Below are 20022 nucleotides of genomic sequence, written 5' to 3' on the forward strand. Positions count from 1 at the left end.
GGCGGCTGTGGCGCGAGGTGGTGGCGGCTGTGGCGCGAGGTGGTGGCGGCTGTGGCGCGAGGTGGTGGCGGCTGTGGCGCGAGGTGGTGGCGGCTGTGGCGCGAGGTGGTGGCGGCTGCGGCGCGAGGCGGAGGCGGCTGCGGCCCGAGGTGGTGGCGAGCTGCAGCGCTAGGTCGTGGCGCGGGGTGGTTGCGGTGGTGGCGGGCTGCGGCGCCGGTGGTGGCGGGACGCAGTGAGGCTGGTGGGGGTCGCGGTGCGAGGGCGGGCCGCGGCGGGGTGGCGTCGCGCGGGTTGTGATGGGTGGCGCGTCGGATCAGTGCGGCCTTTAGCGGCACGCGGTGGTGCTGGCCAGGGCGAACAACTTCTTGGCCTGCAGGTCGGGGATGCCCTGGGCGCGGAGTTCGCGCACCACGGCGGGGGCCTTGCGCCCGGCGGCGAGGCCTTTGCAGGCTTGTTCGCCGAGGGCGGCGACTTCCTCGTCGCGTCGGTCGATGGTGATCTCCGGGAGGTCGCGCTGCACCGCGGCGACGAAGGGTCGCATGTCGGGAGCGCTGGGTTGGCGCGTCTTCTGCGGCGTGCGCGCGGGGGTCTGCGGCGCCCGGGTTTCGGGCGTCTCGCGGGGCGCGGCCCGCGTCGAGGGCGGGCTGGGTGCGGCGGCTTGCGGCTGAGTGGTCGTCTCTTGCTGTACGGGGGTGACAGGCGCGGCCGTGGGTGCGTGCTCGGGGGACGAGCACGCACAGAGAGCGCCGACCAGGGCAGCGGCGACAAGACCGCCGGCGAGCTTGCTCATCAGGCGACCGCCGCGGCGTGCACGAGGGCGGGACTGGTCGGCGGCCAAGCCGGCATCTCCGGACGCGGGGTGATCGCCGGCCCGAAGGGCTTGCGCTCCACCCGGGTAGGCCCGATGTCTCCTCGGAACACGCGGGAACCGACTCGCCCGGCCGGCGAGGCCGGCGAGGGCGGCGAGGGTGGCGAGGGCGGCGAGGGCGGCGAGGGTGGCGCGGTAAGGGCGGGGCCTCCAACCTGCGTGGCGGAGCTGGCTTCGGTGGCGAGGATGGCCGGGGCAGCCGGCGTGGTCGGCGCGCTTGGCGTGGAGAAGGTCATCGACGCCGACAGTGCAGCGGGCATGGCGAGGACGGTCGGCGTGGGGGGTGCGACCGAGGCGGTGGCCAGCGTGGCCGGCACGGCGGAGACGGTCGGGGTGGGGGGTGCGACCGGGGCGGTGGCCAGCGTGGCCGGCACGGCGGAGACGGTCGGGGTGGGGGGTGCGACCGGGGCGGTGGCCAGCGCGGCCGGCACGGCGGACGGCGCCAGCGGGCGGCTGTGCCGGGCGGTTGATTTCGCTTCCGCTGCGGCGGTCTCCCTGGAGATGCGCAGGTCTGCGGGACGACCCGACGTGACTGGGGTGCGGGAGGGAGACGCGGAGGAAAGCTTGGGGTCCGGGGTGGGGAATGGGGCAACTGGGACGAAAAGCACTCGACGACCGTAGGGGGTGTATGGGCGTACCTCAGCCGCCGCGCCCACTGATGGGCGGTAACCGAACCCGGGAGGGTGACCCGGGGCGTACAGCGAACCCACAGACGGCTCACCGCTGCTGAACAAGAAGCGGCGTCAAGGTAGTTGCATCAGCCAACGAAGCGAGGCGCCGTCATGACCGATCTGATGAACCGGCCTACCGATCCCAGCGAGTCGTCCTGGGCCGGTGAGTACTACAGCCGGTACAACAATGTGACTCCGCCGCTGCCGCCGTCGGCCGGGGGGAGTCGGTGGCCGCGCCGGATCGCCGGGGGAGCGGCGCTGCTCGCGCTCGTTGCGGGAGCGGGGACGGCCGGTGGGGTGGTGGCCGAGCGCTACCTGATCGACCACGGTTCGACGACGGCCGCGACGGCGACCACGGCCAGTAGCACGGCCGCCGTGACGGAGAGCGAAGACTTGGCGGCGGTCGTCAGCAAGGTGCAGCCGAGCATCGTCACCGTCATGGTCGATGGGAACCAGGAGTCGTCGCTCGGTTCGGGGGTCGTGCTCAGCTCGACCGGACTGGTTCTCACCAACAATCACGTGATCTCGTCGCAGGGCACCGTGAGCGTCCGGCTGTCGAACGGGACGACCGTGCCCGCCAGCGTCGTCGCGACCGACACCACCCACGACCTGGCTCTGGTGCAGGCGACCGGGCTCACCGAGCTGACCCCGGTCACATTCGGCACCGACGACAGCGTGGCCGTGGGGGACACGGTTCTGGCCTTCGGCGCGCCGCTCGGGCTGGAGAACACGGTGACCTCCGGCATCGTCTCCGCGACCGACCGGAGCATCGACACCGGGACGGAGAAGCTGACCGGGCTCTTCCAGACCGACGCCGCGATCAACGAGGGCAACTCGGGTGGCGCCCTGGTCGACCTGTCCGGCCACGTGATCGGGATCAACGTGGCCATCGCGACGGCCAGCGACTCGTCCACCGGCAGCATCGGTGTCGGCTTCGCCATTCCGGCCGACACCGTCACCGGCGTCATCAAGCAGCTCGAGAGCCAGGGCAGCTGACCGTTCGGCCCGGGAGTCCGACACGCCCGAGCCGTGGATCGCCGGCCGATCGGCGAAGGCGGTAATGCCCGGCCTGTACGGATCCGAGCGTCAGCAGCCGTTACCGAGGCGCTGGGCGATGACGGCGGAGGTGTAGCCCTCGCAGTAGCCGCCGCTGCCCAGGTTGATCGGCCGCCAGACGCGGGTGTCCGGGTCGTACTTGAAGAGCACCCCGGCCGGGTCGACGTTCTCGACGATGGTCTTGGCCGTGGCGAAGCCCTGATAGCAGGTCGCCGACTGCAGGCCCGTCGCCGGGGCGGTCCTCTCGGACATGTTCTTGTCGGCGCGCAGCGCCCGGTAGAGAACCTTGGCCGTGACCGGGCATGGGTCGGCGGCGCGCGGGCCGGTGGACCCCCGGGTCGCCGTCGCGACCGGCGGGGAAGCGGCGGTGGACGAAGCGGACGTGGGCGACTCGGAGGTCGGCGACGCGGTAGTCCCCGAGGCCGGCGGCGCGGTCGTCTCGGAGATCGACGGAGCGACCGGCGACGCGGTGGCAACCGGAGCGGCCGCCGTGCTGACGTGCTCGGGGGTGTCACAAGCGGCGAGCGTGAGGCCGGCGAGGGCAAGGGCGACCGTGGCGGTGATGGCGCGCATGGAATCGTTTCTCCTGGTGCTTTCGGATTGTGCTGTCTTCCGTTGTGATGCGCGCACTGTCGATCCAGTTCTCGCATTGCATAACGACCGGGTAACGGTCAGTGCGGCGGCTCGGGCAGCCCGGCTGCGAGCTGGTTGAGGGCGCCGATGAGCAGGGCTTTCACGTCGGTCGGGCAGCTTCCGGTGGCCAGGAAATGCTTGGTGGTCACGGTGTTCGCGGCCAGGACGGTGGCGGCGACCAGCTTCGGGTAGAGGTCGGTCTCGGGGTCGGTGCCGGTGCGCGCGGCCACGGCGGCGGCCAGCGCGGCCTCGGCGTCGGCGGAGGCGCGCAGGGTCTCGGCCCGGACCGCGGGGCTGTCGATCATCAGGCGCAGGCCGGCGATCCACGCCTCGGAGTCGCGCGGCGGGCGGGGGGCTTTCTGCTCGAACTGGGCCATCACCGACTGGGTGATCGCCTCCCACAGGGGCTCGCCGGCGGGCCGGTCGCGCAGCGCGGCGGCGACTTGCAGACAGCGGTCCAGGTGGCGGGAAGCGACGGCCTCGGCCTTGCTGGAGAAGTAGTTGTTGAACGTGCGGGCCGAGACGCCGGCCGCGGTGGCGATGTCCTCGACAAGGACGCCGTCGTAGCCGCGCTCGACGATCAGGCGGATGGCCGCCCAGCTCAGCGCGGTCCGGGTGGCTTGCTTCTTGCGTTCCCGGAGTCCCACCCATCAACAGTAGCCAGCCGTGCGCACCCGGCAAAGATGCGCAATCCGCATCTTTGCCGGGCGTGGCCGCGTCAGCCGGCCAGGTGGCCCCACCGGTCCTGGAGCTCCTGCCAGGTGCCCTGGTCCTCGACCTTGCCGGCGATCAGCACGACGACGTGGTCGGCCTGGCTCAGGGCGGCCCGTTTCGAGGTGGAGCCGACGACCGTGACGCCGTGGCTGCGCAGGGCGCGCCACAGCTCGAGCTCCGTGGTCACGTCGAGCGCCGAGGAGACGTCGTCGGCGATCAGGAGCTCGGTGCGCGGGGCCAGGGCGCGGGCCAGGGCCAGGCGTTGCAGCTGGCCGCCGGACAGGCGGGTGCCCTTGTGGCCGATCAGCAGCTGCAGGCCGCCGCCGGCCGCGGCCAGGTCGTGCTCCAGCTGGGCGGTGGAGACGGCGTCGGCCGCGTCCACCTCGTGGCCGAGCTGGATGTTGTCGGCCACCGTGCCGGACAGGACGCGGGGCAGCTGGGCCACGTAGCCGACCTGGTTGGGGCGCAGGAAGACCTCGGGCTCGTCGACCGGCTCGCCGTTCCAGACCAGCTCGCCGGTGTGGTGGACGATGCCGGCCAGGGCACGCAGCAGCGAGGACTTGCCCGCCCCGACCGGGCCGAGCACCAGGACCAGCTGGCCGCGCTCGACGGTCAGGTCGACGTCCTGCGCGCCGACGGTGCCGTTCTCGTGCACGGCGCTGAAGCCGCGCAACTCGAGCCGGCGCAGCGGGTTGCGCGGGGCGGTCGGCGGGGCCGGCGCGGTGCCGGCCGACAGGTCGACCCCGGGCACGTCCTTGGAGTACTCGGACTCGCCGGTCATGGCCACCGTCCGCTTGGTCCAGACCCGGGCCGACGGGAACTGGGAGACCAGCGAGGCCGTGGTCCAGGCGAACCAGCGGGCCGAGCCGAGCGTGGCCACCGCGATCAGGGTCGCCGCCGACGACAGCGAGCCGGCCAGGTAGAGCGCCCAGGCCGCGATCGGCAGCAGACCGCTGGCGATCGACGGGGTCGAGCGGGCCCACACCTGGATGGCGATCTCGCGCCGTTGCAGCTCGCTGCGGGTGAAGTCGAGGCGGGCGAGGTGGGCCAGCACCGGCTCGGTGGCGCCGGCCAGCTTAACCGTGCGGGCCGCCGACAGCGAGGAGACCAGCGACGTCGCGAACGCGGCGCGGGCGGCCACCGTACGCCGGGCCGCGCTCTCCAGCCGCGGGCCGAACAGGGTCGCGGCCAGGCCGGAGAGCACCATCGTGCCGATGAAGAACAGAGCCGGCACGAACGACTGCGAGGCCAGCGTCATCGCCACGATCATGACGAGGCTGGTCGCGTTGTCGATGAGGTTGTCGGCCAGCATGACCACGCGTTCGGTGTCGCCGCCCTGGGCGACCACCTCGGCCGGGGTGTGCTTGCTGACCCGGCGCGGGCCGATCTGGCCGTGCACCAGGCGCATGCTGATCCGCAGCATCTGCCGGACCCACCACTCGGGGAACCAGGCGCCCGTGTAGTAGAGCGTCGGGATGGCCACGAGCAGGCCGGTCGCGATGCCGATGGCCGGGTAGAGCGGGTTGCCGGCGCCGTCCACGACGTTCGACCAGAGCAGCGGGAGGATCGCCCCGTCCAGGCCGAGCAGTACGAGGATGGCGAACAGGGCGACCGCGCCGAGCCCGTACCTCTTGTCGTTGGTCGTCAATCGGGCGATCTCGCGGAACGTGCGGGCCTGGGGTTCCTCGGGCAGCGGCGGCGGATCGACCGGTGGCAGCTTGTTGGCCAGCGCCTCCGCCCCGAGCTCGCGCTGGGCCGCGGTGTCCCAGTCGTGTTCCTCGACCAGCACCCCGCCGCCGCCGTTGACCGGGGCCGGCACGGACAGGTTGCTGCTGGCCATCAGCTCGGCGAAGCGCCGCGACTCGCGCAGCGGGCCGGACTCGAGCACCTCGCCGTCGGCCAGCACGACCACCTCGTCGCAGCGCTGCACCGAGGACAGCCGGTGGGCCACGATGACGCCGATGCGACCGGTGAGCAGGCGGTCGGTGGCGCGCTGGACCCATGACTCGGTCACCGGGTCCATCCGGGCCGTGGCCTCGTCGAGGATCACCACGTGGGGGTCGCGGACCAGGATGCGGGCGAAGGCGACCAGCTGCTCCTGGCCGGCCGAGAGCTTGTAGCCGTTCTCGCCGAGCCGGGTGTCGATGCCGTCGGGGAGGCTGGCCACCCAGGCGCCGAGGCCGAGCTCGTCGAGCGCGCCGGCCGCCTTGGGCAGCAGCTCGGGGTCGAAGAGGGCGACGTTGTCGGCCAGGGTGCCGGCCAGGATCTCGGTGCGCTGCGGCACGATCGCCGTCCACCGGCGCAGGCCCTCGACGTTCATGTCGTTGAGGTCGACGCCGCCCAGGAAGACCGTGCCCCGCGGCACGTCGACGGCCCGGGTCAGCACCTTGGCCAGGGTCGACTTGCCGGAGCCGGTGCGGCCGATCAACGCGTACGACCGGCCGCGGGCGAAGGTCAGCGAGACGTCGCGCAGGGCCGGCGGGCGGCCGCTGTCGGACTCGCCGTAGCGGAAGGTCAGGTTGCGGACGACCAGGTCGCCGTCGACCGGCGGGACGCCCTCGGTGGGTTCCTGCGGAACATCCTGCAGGAGCTGTACGCGGCTCCAGGCCCCCAAGGCGTTCTGCAGCTCCGGAACCATCCGGGTGACGTGCTCGAGCGTGCCGCCGAAGCCGAGCGCGAGCAGCCAGACCGCGGTCAGCCGGGCGCCGTCGATGTGGCCGGTGAACAGGGCCCAGGCGCCGACCACGACCAGCACGGCGATCAGCGACCGGGTGATCGTGCCGGCGCCCATGGTGATCCGGGCCGAGGCGCGCCAGACCAGCCGGCCACGCCGGAGCACCTCGGCCGCGCGACGGGCGTACAGCCGGCGGACGTAGGGGGCGGCCAGGCTCGTCCGCACGTCGTCCTGGCCGTGGATGGACTCCTCCATCACCGCGGCCAGGTCGGACCAGGACTCCTCCTCGGAGATCCGCAGCGGGGAGATGCGCTGGATCGGCTTGCTCATCGTGACGTAGAGCAGGATCGACACCAGCACCATGCCGATGCCGGCCGGCCACCACACGAAGAACGCGGTGAAGATCGAGAAGAGCGCCACGGCCACCGACTGGGCGATCCGCACGCCGCTGCCGCGCAGCTGGGAACCGACCTCGTAGACGTCGGCGTCGATCCGGTCGAGCAGCTCGCCGACCGGCGTGTTCTCCAGGGCCGGCAGGTCCTGCCCGAAGGCCACCCGGTTGAGCCCGCGGCGCACCTTGGCCGCCCAGTCGGCGGTCAGCCGGGAGGCGACCAGGCCGACGAAGACGTCGCTGAGCACGGAGGCGACGAGGGCGGCGGCGAGCACGGTGAACAGGGACATGGAACGGTCGACGAGCACGGCGCCGGCCAGCGCGAGGGCACCCGCCTGCCCGGCGGCACCGAGCAGGATGAGGGTCGCCACGAGACCTGTGCGGCCTTTCGAGGTGACCCACAGGTCGCGAAGCAGACGCATTGACGTAGTCCTTTTGGGAGCGGTGGCGCTGAGGGGGGTCTGTCCATCCTTGTCGGCGGCGGGGAGGTCTTCAACGGAATTACCTCGACGCCGGCTATCGGCTCGGTCACTCTCGGCGTCGTGCGAGATCTTCCTGCGGCCGTACGGACCAAAGCCCCACCCACCTGGCTCGAGGCGCTCCCGGCGCTGGTGGCCGGGATCGCCGGCGACTGGGGTCTGACGATCGGCGATGCCTTCGGCGACGCCACGGAGGCGTACGTCGTGGCCGTCGAGCCGGCCGCGGTGCTCAAGGTGCACCTGACCCAGCGGGCGGCGTTCGAGGAGGCCACCGTGCTCGGCCGGGCCGCGGGCTGTGCGCGCCTGCTGCGCTCGGATCTTTCCCGCAACGCCTTGTTGATCGAGCGCCTCGGTCCGCCCATGTCGGAGATGTCGATCGATCAGCCGCGGCGGCTGGAGATCCTCTGCGACCTGGCGAGTTCGATGTGGGTTCCCGCGCCGGCGGTTGATCTTCCCGACGGGGCTACGAAGGCCGCCGCGCTCGCGGCCGGGATCACCCGCCGCTGGGAGGCACTGGGCCGGCCGTGCAGTCGCGCCGCCGTCGAGCAGGCCCTGAGCGCGGCCGCGAGCCGGGCCCGTAACGGCGGTTCCGCTGTTCTCTGTCACGGCGATGTGCATCAATGGAACGCGCTGTGGTCGGGCTCCGGCTACAAGCTGATCGACCCTGACGGCGTACGGGCCGAACCTGAACTTGATCTTGGCGCCCTGATGCGGGAGGACCCGGTCGAGCTGATGACCGGCGACCCGTACGACCGGGCCCGTCTCCTGGCCGACCGGACCGGCACCGACGCCACCGCGATCTGGGAGTGGGGCCTGGCCGACCGGGTGGCCACCGGCTTGGTCCTGCTAGCGGCCGGGGTCGAGCCGGTGGCGTCGGAAATGCTGGCCGCCGCCGATCACATCGCCGGCCAGGGCAGCTCCACCTCGACGGGCCGTCGGTAATCGACGCCCGGCACGTCGAAGCCGTACAGCCCCCGGAACTGAGAGCGGAACCAGCCGACGTCACCCATCGTGGTGGTCCACCGCTTGGCCACCCTGGCCTGCACGTCCCGGTCGAGCTCCCAGCGGTCCAGCCGGATCCGGCCCGCCTCGTCGAGGTCGAACGGGGCGGCCCCGGTCAGCTGATCCCACAGCTGGACCGACTGCTCGACCGGTGACTGCAGGCGGTCGCCCAGGACCTCACGCAGCAGGCTGACATAGAGGGCGATACCCGGGATGGCGGTCGAGGCCTGCGTCACCGCGGCCCCGTTCACCGAAGTCAGCGCGGACACTCCGGGCAACCGGTCCAGCTCGACGGCGGTCGCCTCGAGGTGCGCCTTGGCGGCGCCGATGGTTCCGGCGCGATAGATCGCCGAGGTCAGATCGGAGCCGATGTACGAGAGCGCGACCGTCCGGAACCCGTCGCGCAGCAGCCCCCGCCCGGCCAGCGCCCGCACCCAGAGCGCCCAGTCCTCACCACCCATGACCTTGACGGTCGCCGCCGCCTCGTCCGGGCTCGCCGGTTCCGCGCTGACCTCCCGCAGCGCCGGCTCGCCGTCCCGGTCGAACTCGAGCGTCCGCGTCGTGTGCACCCCACCCAACGGCTTGATCACCGACTGGTACGTGACGCCGGTGCCCGGATCGGTCCGCCGCGGCGCGGCCACGCTGTAGATCAGGTAGTCCACCCCGCCGAACCGCTCGGCCAGCAGATCGAGGATCTCGGTCTTGGTCTGATCGGCGAACGCATCGCCGTTGCGGAAGACGAAGTCGCGCCCCAGCTCGCGGGCCAGCCGGTCCGTGGCGATCGCCCGGTACCAGCCCGCGGTGGCCGTGCGCCGCCCCGCCGGCCGCTCGAACCCGATGCCGACCCCGCGGATGCCGTGCCGCACCAGCCCGGCGACGGTGGCCGCCAGCCCGTACCCCGCGGTGGCCCCGATGATCAGGGCGACCGGCCCCTCGCCAGGGCCCTCCGGCGCGACGCCGGCCTCGGCCCGCATGCGGGCGACACTCTCGAAACAGCCGGTGGGATGGGCGTCGAGCAGCAGGAAACCCCGCCCACTCGGATCGACGACGCGCTCGGACATGACCGCGACCCTATCGTTCCGCCATCGTGAACAGCGTCCGCAGCAAGTGCGCGTACCCCCGCGCGTCGTCGATGGCACGATGCGTGTGCTCGACGTGGCCGAACCACTCGGCGGGCAGATCCCGCGGCGCCACCTCGGTGACCGGCCGCCCCGTCACCGCGGCGGTGTAGCTGCGCAGACAGAGTCCCGAGCGCACCTCGAAGAGCATGTCCTTCTCGTACGGCCCCTGAACGACCCCGTACCGGGTGAAGCGCCGCAGGTAGTAGTCGATCCAGCCGCCGTCGAAGGCGAGCGGGTTCGCGGTGAAGACGCACGGCCCCGGCAGCCCTTTCACCCAGTCGGCGAAACGCGTCATCTCGGCCGCCACCGGCCGCGGGTCCTCGGTCGCCGCCGCCCACGCCTCGGGAAACGTCTGAAACCAGGCGTACGTATCCGGATTCGCCGCCGCCCCCGGCAGCGGCTCGAGCACCGTCTCGAACTCGCCGACCTCGTTGCCGTTCCCGTCAACCGCCACACTGGCGAACGACAGCATCGAGTTGGCCCCCGGCCACGGACCATCCGCCTCGATGTCTGTCACCACATAGATCAAGTCACTCAAGCCGCTCTCCTCCGCGCCCCGGGCGTCCCATCCTCGAACACCGCGTCAAGGGCGTGGCGCGCGGTCACTGCATCGTTGAGTTGGCGTCGAACTTTGTGGTGGTTCGCCACTGGTCGTAGGGGACGTTGGCCTCGGATTTTGAGCCGTTGAGGACGGCGAAGGCGTTTTCACCGGTTTCGTACGTGTTGTTGTTGATGGTGAGGTTGGGGCGGCCGCTGTCGATCTGGAGGCGGTAGACGACGGTGCCCGAGTTGCGGAAGACCGTGTTGCCGGTGATCTTCAGGCCTTCGATGCTGCCGGCGAAGTCGCCGCCGGTGGAGAGCAGGAACGTGAACTTCTGCAGGCCGCTGAAGTTGTTGTTGCTGACGGTGTTGTTCTCCGCGCAGCGCAGCACCAGCCCGGTGTCGCTGTCGAAGCCGGTGGGGCCGGCGCCGCCGATGGCGCGGTTACCGGTGAAGACGTTGTTGGCGCAGCCGCCGCGGCCGCCGGTGCCGGTCTCCAGGACGCCGTCGTTGGCCTCGAAGGTGTTGCCGGTGATGGTCAGGTTGGCCGCGTCGTAGATCTCGATGCCGCCGCCGTCGGTGCCGTAGTCGGACGACGGGCCGTGGTTGTTGCGGACCGTGTTGTTGCGGAAGACCGGGCCCGGGTCGGCCTGCACGAAGGTGGCGGCCAGGCCGTAGCCGCCGAAGTCGTCGTTCTTCACGGCCGTGTTCTGAATGATCACGTCCTGGTCGTGGACGTTGTTGTTGTCCACCACCACGCCCTGGCCGCCGCCGCTGACCACGATGCCGCCGCCGTTGCGCATCACCTCGGAGCCGGTCACGTGCACGTCCTGCGAGTCGGTGACCAGGATGCCGTAGCAGCCGACCTGGAGCCCGGCCGAGTTGGTGCCGTGGCTGTCCTGCACGGTCACGCCGCTGACGGTCACGTCGCTGGTCTTGTGCACGCGGATGCCGCTGCCGTGGTCGCCGGTGATGTTCACGTCGGCGTTCGGCTTCGGCACGCACCCGCGTACGGTCAGGTCGGCGATGGTCGTCCCCGTCGCGGCGACCAGGATGCCGTCGCGGACGCCGGCCACCCCCTCGACCGTCGCGTGTTCCTTGGGCGCGCTGGTCACGGTGAGGTTGGGCCGGGCGATGGTGAACGGGTCGTACGAGCCCTCGCGCACGAAGATCTTGGCGCCGGCCGGCGCCACCTCGACGGCGTGGGCGATGGACCGCCAGGGCTTCTCCGGGCTGCCGTCGGAGTCGTCGGTGCCGTGCGTGGAGACCCAGTAACCGGGGCCGGCCGCCTCGACGTCGGGCGGTCCTTCATAGAAGTACATGCGGTAACCGGCGGCCGCGACACCGCCGAGCACGAGAACGACGAGCAGGCCGAGCCACCGGCGGCGACGGCCGCCGGCACGGTGCGTTCCGCTCACCCGTTGAACAGAGGGTCGGCCGACATCGCCTGGTACGCCTTGAGCGCGGCGGCGGTCGAGTCGATGCGCCACTTCTCGGTGGAGCCGGGGTGAATGTCGGTGTCGAACCATGAGACGGCACCTACCGCCGGGCGTGTCTTGACCCACTGGTGGAACGAGGTGATCCAGTCGGGTTTGGTGGAGCCGCCGCGATCGGTGGCGGAGACCTCGGTGATCATGATCGGCTTACGCGCCGAGTACGTCTCGTAGAACTCATCGAACATCTCACCCGGGGTCTGCGACTCGGCGTAGCCCGAGACTCCCGCCCAGTCGACGTACTCATCACCTGGATAATAATGTGAGAGAGCGTTCCAATCCGCGTCGGGGTAGGAGTTCCAGTTCGGGCTCCAGACCCAGCTCACGTTTCGCGCGCCCTCGTCGGCGAAGATCTGGTGGATCCGGCGGTACGCCTTGACGTAGCCGGCGGTGTCCTGGTTGTTGGCCGGGCCGCCCCAGTCGTAGTAGTCCCGGTTCATGTCCCAGCCCCAGCGCAGCAGGGTGGGCACCTTGCGCTCGGCGATCCGCCGGGCCGCCTTGGCGATCCGCTTGTCCGACGAGCCGTTGTTGACCTGCTTGTAGTACGGGCCCTCCCACGACACCATCAGCGTGCTCTTCGAGGTCACGTACGGCAGGGAGACCGGCAGGCTGTCGGTCCACGAGTAGAACCGGTGCACGATCCGCGGTGGGCGCCCGAGCTCCTTCTTGCGCAACGCCAGGCCCTCGGCCGTGGTCAAGCCCTTGAGCTGGGTGTACGCGCCGAGAAGAACCTTGCCCTTCTCGTACGGCACCGTTCCGCCGCCCTCGAGGACCGCCGCCGGTTCGGCCGGCGCCCCGGACGACGGGGCCGGGGGCTGGTGCGACTGGACCGGTGGCGGCGTGTCGTCCGAGCGGTAGGTCTTGCAGCCGGCCAGGGGGAGGGCGGCCAGCGCGGACAGGCCGAGGAGGCTGCGGCGCTTCATGTCAGGTTCTTTCCGAATCTCCGGGCGACCTTGCGGGCGACCCGCCAGCCGGGCTGGGCGATCTGTTTCACCTTGGGGACGAGCCCGGTCTCGCCGGTCCGGACGAGCCGGACGAGGTCGGGGCCGCTGTGGTCGGGGGTGGGCTGGAGGCGGGGGACGGCCAGACGCTTCTCGCCGGGGGTGTGCAGGCGACGGCCGACCTCGGTGGCGTTGTCGTAGCCGGTGGACGCGACGACGTCGCGCACCTGCCGGCTGTTGTAGCCGTGCGGGTACGCGAACGACCGTACCTTGATCTGCAGCCGTTGCTCGAGCTGCTGGTGGCTGTCGACGATCTCCGAGCGGAGCTGGCCGGGCGGGAGCACGTCGAGCGGGTGGTGGATCATGCTGTGGTTGCCGATCTCGACGCCCGCGTCACGGACCTCGGCCAGCTCGTCCCAGGTGAGCATCGGCCCGAAGTCGGGGGCCCACTGACCGAGCCAGCCGGCCGTGCCGCCGAGGTGGCCGACCGACGCGTACAGGGTGGCGCCGGTCCCGGTTTCCTTGAGGATCGGCACGCCCTCGGTCAGGAAGTCGCGGTAGCCGTCGTCGAAGGTCACCGCGAGCAGCTTCTCCGTGCTGCCGTGGTCGAGCAGATCCAGCGCCTCGGTCAGGCCCACCAGCCGGTAGCCGGCCTCGCTCAGCGCGCTCAGCTGCTCCCGAAGCAGCTGCGGCGGCACCGCGAGATCACGCATCGGGCCGCCGACGGCCGACACGGAGTGGTACATGAGCGCCGGCAGCACTGCCCAGCCCGAAGTCATGGTCACGCGGTCGTCCTCCTGGTGATCCACGCTACGTCCCTCTACCGAAAGTCGTAGTCGAACTCCCGCTCCGGGCAGAGGCGCGCGGGACCCGCACCCGGAAGGGTGAGGCTATGACATTCGATCCACTGCGCTGCGCGGAGGCTACTGGCCAGGCGGCCGTCGTGCTAGGGGTCGCCGTGCTCCCGGTGGCGTGGCGCGGGCTCGACGGCGCGGTCGGGGCGGTGCTGCTCGTGATGCTGGTGATTCTCAGCGCGGGCATCTACGCGCTGCACGCGGTCACGTTCGACGCGCTGCGGATTTTGAACTCCCGGGCCTCCGCGGCCGTATCCCCGGGCGACGACGGTTCGCTGCACCACCGGGAGCGATCGAGATGTTCCGACTTATCTACCTGCACACCGAAAGCGGTAGCCCGCGCATCAGTGTCGAGTCCGACAACTACGCCAGCGCCCGCAACGCGCTGACGCGGTATCGCAGCGCTCCCGCCGCGTATTTCGGGGTCGGCCGGTTCGACCACGAGGGCACCCTGGCCGAGATCATCCTGGACCGGCTCTGCGGGCCGCTCGGCGACTGCCCGCGCCCCGCGTCCCTGGTGCACGCGGCCACGTACCACCGCCTGTGCGAGACCTGCGCCGACGGCCTGGACGTGCTGACCGTGCCCGAGCTGGCCCGCCTGCTGGGCATCGCCTGCCGGCTGGCCCCGGTCCCGGCCCGGGCCGGACGGCACGCGGCCCCCGAGGAGCCCTCGCCGGCCGGCAACCGGATCGCCCGGGAGCTGGCCACCCGCGTCGAGGACCCGGACTGGCGGCGGGAGCTCTGCGCCGAGCTGGTGCGCACCCCGGGCGCGGTCAACGGGCTGCTCATCGGGGTGGGCGCGTTGACCCACCGCGACGTGCTCGACCTCTACCCGCGGTTGCGCTCACTCGCCGACGAGCTGCCCGCCTGCGTACGGGAGGAGCTGGCCCGAGCCACCGCCCGGCCGCTCTCGCCGGCCGGAGTCGCCGGGTTGCGCCTCGGTCTGTCGCGCTGACCGGCCCCGCGCGGACACCCTGATCAGGGTGCCGTCGAGCTCCCGCACGGACAGACGACGGTCCGGCGACCACCGCACCTGGGTGACGGCGGTCAGGCCACGGGCGTACAGCTGGGGCTCCTGACCTGGAACGACCCGCCACAGGCGGGCCCGGCCCGCGACGAGCGACCGCTCGCCGACATAGAAGGCCCCGTCCGGGCCGAGCGTGACGCTGCTCGCCACCGGCCGCAAGGCCAAGGGCCCGGCGTACGGGAAGACGGCGACCGTGGATCTTCGGCCGCGCGGCGCTATGCGGACCAGCGACGAGCCCTCGGTGACGTAGACGCGGCCGTGCGGATCGACTTCCTGCTGAGCCGGCACGCCCATGAGGGTGGCGCTCAGCAGGGCAACCAATGTGAACATGTGGTACCCCCGTGCCGACGACCCTGCCCCCTTCCGGCCGGGGCCGCAGTCCTCGATCCGACCCCGTTCCGGGTAGGTTCCGGCCATGCAGATCACGTTCGAGGCGCTGGTTTCGCGAGCGCGGTCACTGGTCGCGGATGGCGGGCGCGCGGTGCTCGGTATCGCGGGGGCGCCGGCGGCCGGCAAGACCACGCTGGCCGAGGAGTTGGTCGCGGCGCTTTCCCCGGCTCCGCCGCCCGGACTGGTGGCGGGGGCGTGGGTGGCGCACGTGCCGATGGACGGGTTCCACCTGGCCGACGTCGAGCTCGACCGGCTGGGGCGGCGCGATCGCAAGGGGGCGCCCGACACGTTCGATCCGCTGGGTTATGCGGCATTGCTGCGGCGGGTGCTGGCCGACGAGGACGACGTCATCTATGCGCCCGGTTTCGAGCGGGTGATCGAGCAGCCGATCGCGGGGGCGATCCCGCTCTTCCGCGACGCGCGCCTGGTGATCAGCGAGGGCAACTACCTGCTGCTCGACGATGTTTCGTGGCGGCCTTTGCGGGAGTTGTTCGCGGAGGTCTGGTATGCCGATCTTGACCAGGAAACCCGGCTTTCGCGGTTGATCGCGCGTCATGTGCGCTTCGGCAAGGACGCAGCCTCCGCCTCGGCTTGGGCCACCGGGAGCGACGAGCGTAACGCTGTCCTCATCGCAGCTTCTCGCGCGCGGGCCGATCTCGTGGTGCCGGCCGAGGTTATCCACAGGGTCGGCCGCGCCCCGGCGTGAAGTGGCATGCTTTCAGGCGTGTCAGTTGGTGAAGCAGTCGAGACCGAGCCCCGCCGCCGCCGTCCGTCCCGGGCCATCCGGTTCGGGCTGATCCTGGTCGCGGTGCTGGCGCTGCTGTTCGGTGTGCCCTGGTGGACGCTGTTCGGCTCCGGCAACGACTGGCCCACCGGTGTCTTCGTGGCCGGCACGATCGCCTTCGCGCTGGCCGTGCTCTCGTTCCCGGCGCTGATGTTCGCCGGCCACGGCCGCAGCCATCGCGACGGCCCGGCGGTGATCGCCGACACCATGCTGGGCGTCATCTGGGTCCTTTTCGTCCAGTCCATCCTGGGCCAGGTGCTCACGCTGCTGCTGTGGGCCGCCGGGGTCGACGGCCCGGCTCGCTATCGCATCGCCACGCTGGTGGTCGCGGTGGTCTCCCTGGTCCTGCTGATCTGGGGGTACGCGGAGGCGAGGCGTGTCCCGCGCGTGCGCTGGGTCGACGTGACCCTGCCCCGGCTCGGCGCCGGCCTCGACGGCTTGCGGCTCGTGCTGCTCACCGACACCCACTACGGCCCGATCGACCGTTCCCGCTGGTCGCAGAAGGTCACCGAGGTGGTCAACACGCTCGACGCGGACGTGGTCGCGCACACCGGCGACATCGCCGACGGCGAGGTGGCCCAGCGGCGCACCCAGGCCGCCCCGCTGGCCGACATCCGGGCCTCGCTGGCCCGGGTCTACGTCACCGGCAACCACGAGTACTTCAGCGGCGCTCAACGCTGGGTCGAGCACATGGCCTCGCTCGGCTGGGAGGCCCTGCACAATCGCCACGTCGAGGTCACCCGCGGCGGCGACACCCTGGTCATCGCCGGCGTCGACGACCGCACCGCGGGCGGCTCGGGCGTCCCCGGCCACCACGCCGACCACGAGGCCGCCCTCGAGGGCGCCGACCCGGCCCGCCCCGTGCTGCTGCTCGCCCACCAGCCGGCCCAGATCGCCGGCGCCGTCGCCCACGGCGTCGACCTGCAGATCTCCGGCCACACCCACGGCGGCCAGATGTGGCCCTTCCACTACCTGGTCCGCCTCGACCAGCCGGTCCTGCAGGGCCTGTCCCGCCACTCGGAGCGCACCCAGCTCTACACCAGCCGCGGCACGGGCTTCTGGGGTCCGCCCTTCCGCATCTTCGCCCCCAGCGAGATCACCCTGCTGACCCTCCACACCGCCTGATCCCCGTGCCTGACCCACTGCCCGGCGCCCGTGTCCCGTCCCCTCCCTCAGCCACCGTCGGCGCTCCCGTCTCGCCGCATGCGCAGGCGCCGTCCCGCCGCGGGAACACCGCGACACGGCCCGGGCCATGCTCGCCGCCGCCGGGCACCGGGTGTTCCCGACCGACCCGCAAGGTGCCGCTCGGCGACTCACCTCCATGACGGTCGACGAGCAGGCTTACGCCGAGGCGGTCTCCCGGGCCGCCGCGATGACCCACCGCAGCGCCGAGGAGGTGCACGCCCTCCTGAGCGTTGCCCGCAGATCGCCGTAACCGCCCGGACGGACGCGTCCCGGACACCAGCGCGCTGCCGGCCCACGTCTCAGCCCCGCGAGCGCGCCACGCACGCGTTCCACCGCGCCTGGCCCACGGCGCGACAATCGTGGCGCCCCAGCCCACTCAGATCCGCACCGTCGCCGGCGACGGCCGGCCACCGATCAAAGTCCGACCCGGAGCCGCCTGGCTTTGGCCTTTTCGGTCCGCGTGGCCTTGGCCGTTCCCTCCGCGTGGCCTTAGCCTTTCCGGGCCGCCTGGCCTTGGCCGTTTCGGATCGCGTGGCCTTAGCCTTTCCGGACCGCCTGGCCTTGGCCGTTTCGGACCGCCTGGCCTCGGCCTTTCCGGACTGCCTGGCCTTGGCCTGCCCCGACCGCTCGGCCCCGGCCTTCCCCGACTACCTGGCCCTGGCCGCCCGCGATCGGCCCGGAAGGCGGCTACGGCTCCGCCCGGCCTCGTCGGCGGGATGTCACTGGGGGAGCGGGGCGCCGGCCAGGACGATGAGGGTGCCGGCGGTGGCGGCGGTGAGCAGGGTGAGGACCGGGCCTCGGCGTAGCAGCAGGGTGAGGATGGCGGCGCCCGCCAGGACCGCGTACTGCCAGGGCTGGTCCAGGGCGCGGACCAGGGGCACGATCGAGCCGAGGATCGCGCCGATGGCGGCGGGGGCGGCGCCGTCGAGGAAGGCCCGTACCCGGGGGTTGGCGCGCAGCTGGTCGAAGCGGTGGGCGCCCATCAGGATGAAGGCGAACGACGGGCCGAACGCCACGGCGGCGGCGAGCAGGCCGCCGACCAGGCCAGCGGCGGCGTAACCGACTACGGCGACCGTGTGGACCACCGGGCCGGGCGTGATCTGGCCCAGGGCTACGGCGTTGAGGAACTGGGCGTCGGTCATCCAGCGGTAGTGGTCGACGGCGTCGGCCTGCATGAGCGGGATGATGACGAAACCGCCGCCGTAGGAGAGCGCGCCGACCTTGAGGGCCACCCAGGCCACCGACAGCAGGACGCCGCCGCCCAGCCCGGTCATGGCCAGCACCGCCACCCCTGGCCGCGGGGGCCGCCGGAAGAGTCGCCGCCAGGCACTTGGAGCCGGGCCAGCTCCGGGCGAGCCGTTCTGGGTTGGGCCGCTCTGGGTTGGGGCGCTATGAGGTGGGCTGTTCCGAGGTGGGGCGCTCTGAGTTGGGGGCCCCTGGGATGGGCCGCTCTGGGATGGGCCGCTTTGGAGTGGCGCGCTCTGGGGTGGGGCGCTGTCGGGACTGGCGGCGGAGTGGGGGCGCTGGGCCAGGACTTCGGTCAGGGCGCAGGCGATCAGCAGCAGGACCAGCCACGGGCCGACGGTGGCGGCGGCTGCGGCGCCGAGCAGCAGGTAGAAGAGCCAGCGGCGGCGGCTGCTGTGTTCGGGGGCGCGTTTCCAGCCGGGTGGCATCAGGCTCAGGCCGGCCTGGGCGGCTACGGCGGCTACGGCCGCTCCCGCGCCGGCGCCGGCTGCGGTGACCCACAGGGGTGGGTTGCCGCGCAGGAACAGGGCCGACAGGGCCAGGATGACGATCAGGCCGGGCAGAATGAAGGCGGCCCCGCCGGCCAGCGCGCCGGGGCGGCCGCGGACCCGCCAGGCGCAGAAGATGGCCAGCTGGGTGGAGGCCGGGCCGGGCAGCAGGTTGCAGGCCGCGATGGCGTCCTCGAACTCCTGGGCGCTCAGCCACCGGCGGTCGTCGACGCAGAGCTTGCGCAGCAACGCGATGTGCGTGGGCGGGCCGCCGAAACCGACGCACCCGATCCGGCCCCACTCGCGCAGGACGGTGGGCAGGTCCGCCTGGTGCACTCAGCCGCCCGCCGGCTGGAAGAGCTCGACCGGGTTGCCCGCGGGATCGTCCAGCACGATTTGGCGGCCACCCGGCCCGGTGATGATGTCGCTGCGGAACTCCACCCCTTCGGCGCGTAGCCGGGTCACCTCGGCGTCGAGGTCGTCGACCAGCAGGTGGATGCGGTTCCAGCCGCCGGGCCGGGGCTGTCGCCCGTCCGGCAGGGTGCGGCCGGCCGAGCTGGCCGGGCCGGAGAGCAGCAGTCGCAGGTTGCCGCGGAGCACGTCGGCGAAAGCGGGCGGGAACGTGGTGTTCGAGCTGAACCCCAGGTGCTCGGTGTAGAAGTCGATTGCGGCCTGGACATCGTCCACCAGGTAGCGCACGTGCACGGTGTGGTCGGTCATGACACCTCCTCGGTACGGGCGGCGATGGTGTGCAGCAGGAAGGTGATCCGCCGGGCCAGCTCGTCGGCGGTCCGTTCGAAGGCCGGCAGGTCGTTCGGCTCGGGCAGGCTCCAATGCACCGGACGGGCCGTGCCGGGGAACTCCGGGCAGATCTCCTTGACCCGGTCGCACAGGGTGATCACGAAGTCGAAGCGTTGCCCGGTGAACTCGTCCAGGTGTTTGGGGCGGGCGGTGGTGAGGTCGATGCCGCGCGCGGCCATGACGGTCACCGCGTGCGGGTGGATCGGCTTGGGCCGGCTGCCGGCGCTGTAGGTCTCGACATCGCCGCGGCGCAGGAGGGCCTCGGCCATCTGGGAGCGGGAGCTGTTGCCGGTGCACAGGAACAGCACTCGGGCGGCCCGCGGCGGCGGCAGCGGGGGCGTCGCCAGCCACAGCGCCGGATGCAGAGCGGCGCCGGCCCCGGACAGCAGATCGGAGCAGCGGTCCAGGTCGAGCGAGTAGTACGTGTCGCGGCCGTCCGCGCTGCTGCGGCGGGCCGTCACCAGCGCCGCCCGGCGGAGCTTGCCCAGGTGGTACGACACCAGGTTCTGCGGCTGCTCGAGCCGGGCCGTCAACTCGCGGACGGCCAGGTCGCCGCGGGCCAGCTCGGTCAGCAGCCGCCACCGCAGCGGGTGGCCGGCGGCGGTCAGGAACGCCGGCGGGTTCACGCCCGCAGATTACATCAAACCCATTTGATGGAATAGCCC

19 protein-coding genes are annotated in these 20022 nt (G+C 72.0%); 5 read left to right on the forward strand and 14 right to left on the reverse strand.

The features are described from left to right. Positions 1-325: 325 nt before the first annotated feature. Both AB0J66_RS48610 and AB0J66_RS48615 read right to left on the reverse strand, forming a co-directional pair. Entirely contained in the window at positions 326-541 is a 216-nt protein-coding gene (locus tag AB0J66_RS48610; RefSeq protein WP_364676032.1) for a DUF732 domain-containing protein, read from the reverse strand. Between the two features lie 248 nt (positions 542-789). Then, positions 790-1476 (reverse strand): hypothetical protein, encoded by a 687-nt coding sequence (locus tag AB0J66_RS48615; protein WP_364676034.1) that lies wholly within the window; start codon positions 1474-1476, stop codon positions 790-792. 174 nt (positions 1477-1650) lie between these two features. Between AB0J66_RS48615 and AB0J66_RS48620 the strand changes: the two genes are divergently transcribed. Further along, positions 1651-2535 (forward strand): trypsin-like peptidase domain-containing protein, encoded by an 885-nt coding sequence (locus AB0J66_RS48620; RefSeq protein WP_364676036.1) that lies wholly within the window; start codon positions 1651-1653, stop codon positions 2533-2535. 90 nt (positions 2536-2625) lie between these two features. Here AB0J66_RS48620 and AB0J66_RS48625 read toward each other — a convergent pair whose 3' ends face one another. The 3 genes from AB0J66_RS48625 to AB0J66_RS48635 all read right to left on the reverse strand — a co-directional run bounded on the left by AB0J66_RS48625 (position 2626) and on the right by AB0J66_RS48635 (position 7429). Then, complete coding sequence (locus tag AB0J66_RS48625; protein WP_364676038.1) at positions 2626-3168, reverse strand: hypothetical protein; 543 nt, start codon at positions 3166-3168, stop codon at positions 2626-2628. Between the two features lie 98 nt (positions 3169-3266). After that, positions 3267-3875 (reverse strand): TetR family transcriptional regulator, encoded by a 609-nt coding sequence (locus tag AB0J66_RS48630; protein ID WP_364676041.1) that lies wholly within the window; start codon positions 3873-3875, stop codon positions 3267-3269. Positions 3876-3946: 71 nt separating this feature from the next. Next, on the reverse strand, positions 3947-7429 hold the full coding sequence (locus AB0J66_RS48635) for an ABC transporter ATP-binding protein (protein ID WP_364676044.1): 3483 nt from the start codon (positions 7427-7429) through the stop codon (positions 3947-3949). 120 nt (positions 7430-7549) lie between these two features. On the opposite strand from AB0J66_RS48635, the gene AB0J66_RS48640 reads away from it, so the two are divergent. Next, the gene (locus AB0J66_RS48640) at positions 7550-8428 is read left to right on the forward strand and encodes an aminoglycoside phosphotransferase family protein (protein WP_364676047.1); all 879 of its coding nucleotides are present in this window, start codon (positions 7550-7552) and stop codon (positions 8426-8428) included. Here the strand turns inward: AB0J66_RS48640 and AB0J66_RS48645 are convergent. The 5 genes from AB0J66_RS48645 to AB0J66_RS48665 form a co-directional block, all read right to left on the reverse strand. Further along, the gene (locus tag AB0J66_RS48645) at positions 8383-9549 is read right to left on the reverse strand and encodes a bifunctional NADH-specific enoyl-ACP reductase/trans-2-enoyl-CoA reductase (protein ID WP_364676049.1); all 1167 of its coding nucleotides are present in this window, start codon (positions 9547-9549) and stop codon (positions 8383-8385) included. The genes AB0J66_RS48640 and AB0J66_RS48645 overlap by 46 nt on opposite strands. Positions 9550-9559: 10 nt before the next feature. After that, the gene (locus AB0J66_RS48650; RefSeq protein WP_364676051.1) at positions 9560-10147 is read right to left on the reverse strand and encodes an exonuclease; all 588 of its coding nucleotides are present in this window, start codon (positions 10145-10147) and stop codon (positions 9560-9562) included. A gap of 64 nt (positions 10148-10211) precedes the next feature. Further along, the gene (locus AB0J66_RS48655) at positions 10212-11567 is read right to left on the reverse strand and encodes a right-handed parallel beta-helix repeat-containing protein (protein WP_364676054.1); all 1356 of its coding nucleotides are present in this window, start codon (positions 11565-11567) and stop codon (positions 10212-10214) included. After that, positions 11564-12565, reverse strand: coding sequence for a glycosyl hydrolase (locus tag AB0J66_RS48660; protein ID WP_364676057.1), 1002 nt, complete (start codon positions 12563-12565; stop codon positions 11564-11566). Before AB0J66_RS48660 ends, AB0J66_RS48655 begins: the two co-directional genes overlap by 4 nt. Beyond that, entirely contained in the window at positions 12562-13392 is an 831-nt protein-coding gene (locus tag AB0J66_RS48665) for a polysaccharide deacetylase family protein (RefSeq protein ID WP_364676060.1), read from the reverse strand. Before AB0J66_RS48665 ends, AB0J66_RS48660 begins: the two co-directional genes overlap by 4 nt. Before the next feature lie 343 nt (positions 13393-13735). Between AB0J66_RS48665 and AB0J66_RS48670 the strand changes: the two genes are divergently transcribed. Beyond that, entirely contained in the window at positions 13736-14392 is a 657-nt protein-coding gene (locus AB0J66_RS48670; RefSeq protein WP_364676062.1) for a hypothetical protein, read from the forward strand. Here AB0J66_RS48670 and AB0J66_RS48675 read toward each other — a convergent pair. Further along, positions 14282-14794, reverse strand: a complete 513-nt coding sequence (locus tag AB0J66_RS48675; RefSeq protein ID WP_364676065.1) for a hypothetical protein — start codon at positions 14792-14794, stop codon at positions 14282-14284. The two genes, AB0J66_RS48670 and AB0J66_RS48675, sit on opposite strands and share 111 nt — an antisense overlap. Before the next feature lie 85 nt (positions 14795-14879). Here AB0J66_RS48675 and AB0J66_RS48680 point away from each other — a divergent pair, with 85 nt between their 5' ends. Both AB0J66_RS48680 and AB0J66_RS48685 read left to right on the forward strand, forming a co-directional pair. Beyond that, a complete protein-coding gene (locus AB0J66_RS48680) occupies positions 14880-15560 on the forward strand; it encodes a nucleoside/nucleotide kinase family protein (RefSeq protein ID WP_364676068.1) in 681 nt (226 codons plus the stop codon). Positions 15561-15578: 18 nt separating this feature from the next. Continuing rightward, positions 15579-16763 carry a metallophosphoesterase gene (locus tag AB0J66_RS48685; RefSeq protein ID WP_364676070.1) on the forward strand — a complete coding sequence of 395 codons (1185 nt, stop codon included), beginning with the start codon at positions 15579-15581 and terminating at the stop codon, positions 16761-16763. 779 nt (positions 16764-17542) lie between these two features. Here AB0J66_RS48685 and AB0J66_RS48690 read toward each other — a convergent pair. From AB0J66_RS48690 to AB0J66_RS48700, 3 genes are read right to left on the reverse strand one after another with little or no spacing between them, the layout of a single operon-like run. Continuing rightward, the gene (locus AB0J66_RS48690) at positions 17543-18892 is read right to left on the reverse strand and encodes a chromate transporter (protein WP_364676072.1); all 1350 of its coding nucleotides are present in this window, start codon (positions 18890-18892) and stop codon (positions 17543-17545) included. Beyond that, positions 18893-19276, reverse strand: a complete 384-nt coding sequence (locus AB0J66_RS48695; protein ID WP_364676075.1) for a VOC family protein — start codon at positions 19274-19276, stop codon at positions 18893-18895. Further along, the gene (locus AB0J66_RS48700; protein ID WP_364676077.1) at positions 19273-19983 is read right to left on the reverse strand and encodes a metalloregulator ArsR/SmtB family transcription factor; all 711 of its coding nucleotides are present in this window, start codon (positions 19981-19983) and stop codon (positions 19273-19275) included. The genes AB0J66_RS48695 and AB0J66_RS48700 overlap by 4 nt, the downstream gene beginning before the upstream one ends. Positions 19984-20022 lie beyond the last annotated feature (39 nt).

The organism is Actinoplanes sp. NPDC049598 (genome assembly GCF_040675435.1).
In the GTDB taxonomy this organism is placed as follows: Bacteria; Actinomycetota; Actinomycetes; order Mycobacteriales; family Micromonosporaceae; genus Actinoplanes.

What these genes read in the sequence shown, in the direction of transcription:
- AB0J66_RS48680 (WP_364676068.1), top strand. Translation starts at nt 14,880, where the DNA reads ATGCAGATCACGTTCGAGGCGCTGGTTTCGCGAGCGCGGTCACTGGTC.
- AB0J66_RS48675 (WP_364676065.1), bottom strand. Translation starts at nt 14,794, where the DNA reads ATGTTCACATTGGTTGCCCTGCTGAGCGCCACCCTCATGGGCGTGCCG.
- AB0J66_RS48695 (WP_364676075.1), bottom strand. Translation starts at nt 19,276, where the DNA reads ATGACCGACCACACCGTGCACGTGCGCTACCTGGTGGACGATGTCCAG.
- AB0J66_RS48660 (WP_364676057.1), bottom strand. Translation starts at nt 12,565, where the DNA reads ATGAAGCGCCGCAGCCTCCTCGGCCTGTCCGCGCTGGCCGCCCTCCCC.
- AB0J66_RS48610 (WP_364676032.1), bottom strand. Translation starts at nt 541, where the DNA reads ATGCGACCCTTCGTCGCCGCGGTGCAGCGCGACCTCCCGGAGATCACC.
- AB0J66_RS48635 (WP_364676044.1), bottom strand. Translation starts at nt 7,429, where the DNA reads ATGCGTCTGCTTCGCGACCTGTGGGTCACCTCGAAAGGCCGCACAGGT.
- AB0J66_RS48645 (WP_364676049.1), bottom strand. Translation starts at nt 9,549, where the DNA reads ATGTCCGAGCGCGTCGTCGATCCGAGTGGGCGGGGTTTCCTGCTGCTC.
- AB0J66_RS48670 (WP_364676062.1), top strand. Translation starts at nt 13,736, where the DNA reads ATGTTCCGACTTATCTACCTGCACACCGAAAGCGGTAGCCCGCGCATC.
- AB0J66_RS48625 (WP_364676038.1), bottom strand. Translation starts at nt 3,168, where the DNA reads ATGCGCGCCATCACCGCCACGGTCGCCCTTGCCCTCGCCGGCCTCACG.
- AB0J66_RS48620 (WP_364676036.1), top strand. Translation starts at nt 1,651, where the DNA reads ATGACCGATCTGATGAACCGGCCTACCGATCCCAGCGAGTCGTCCTGG.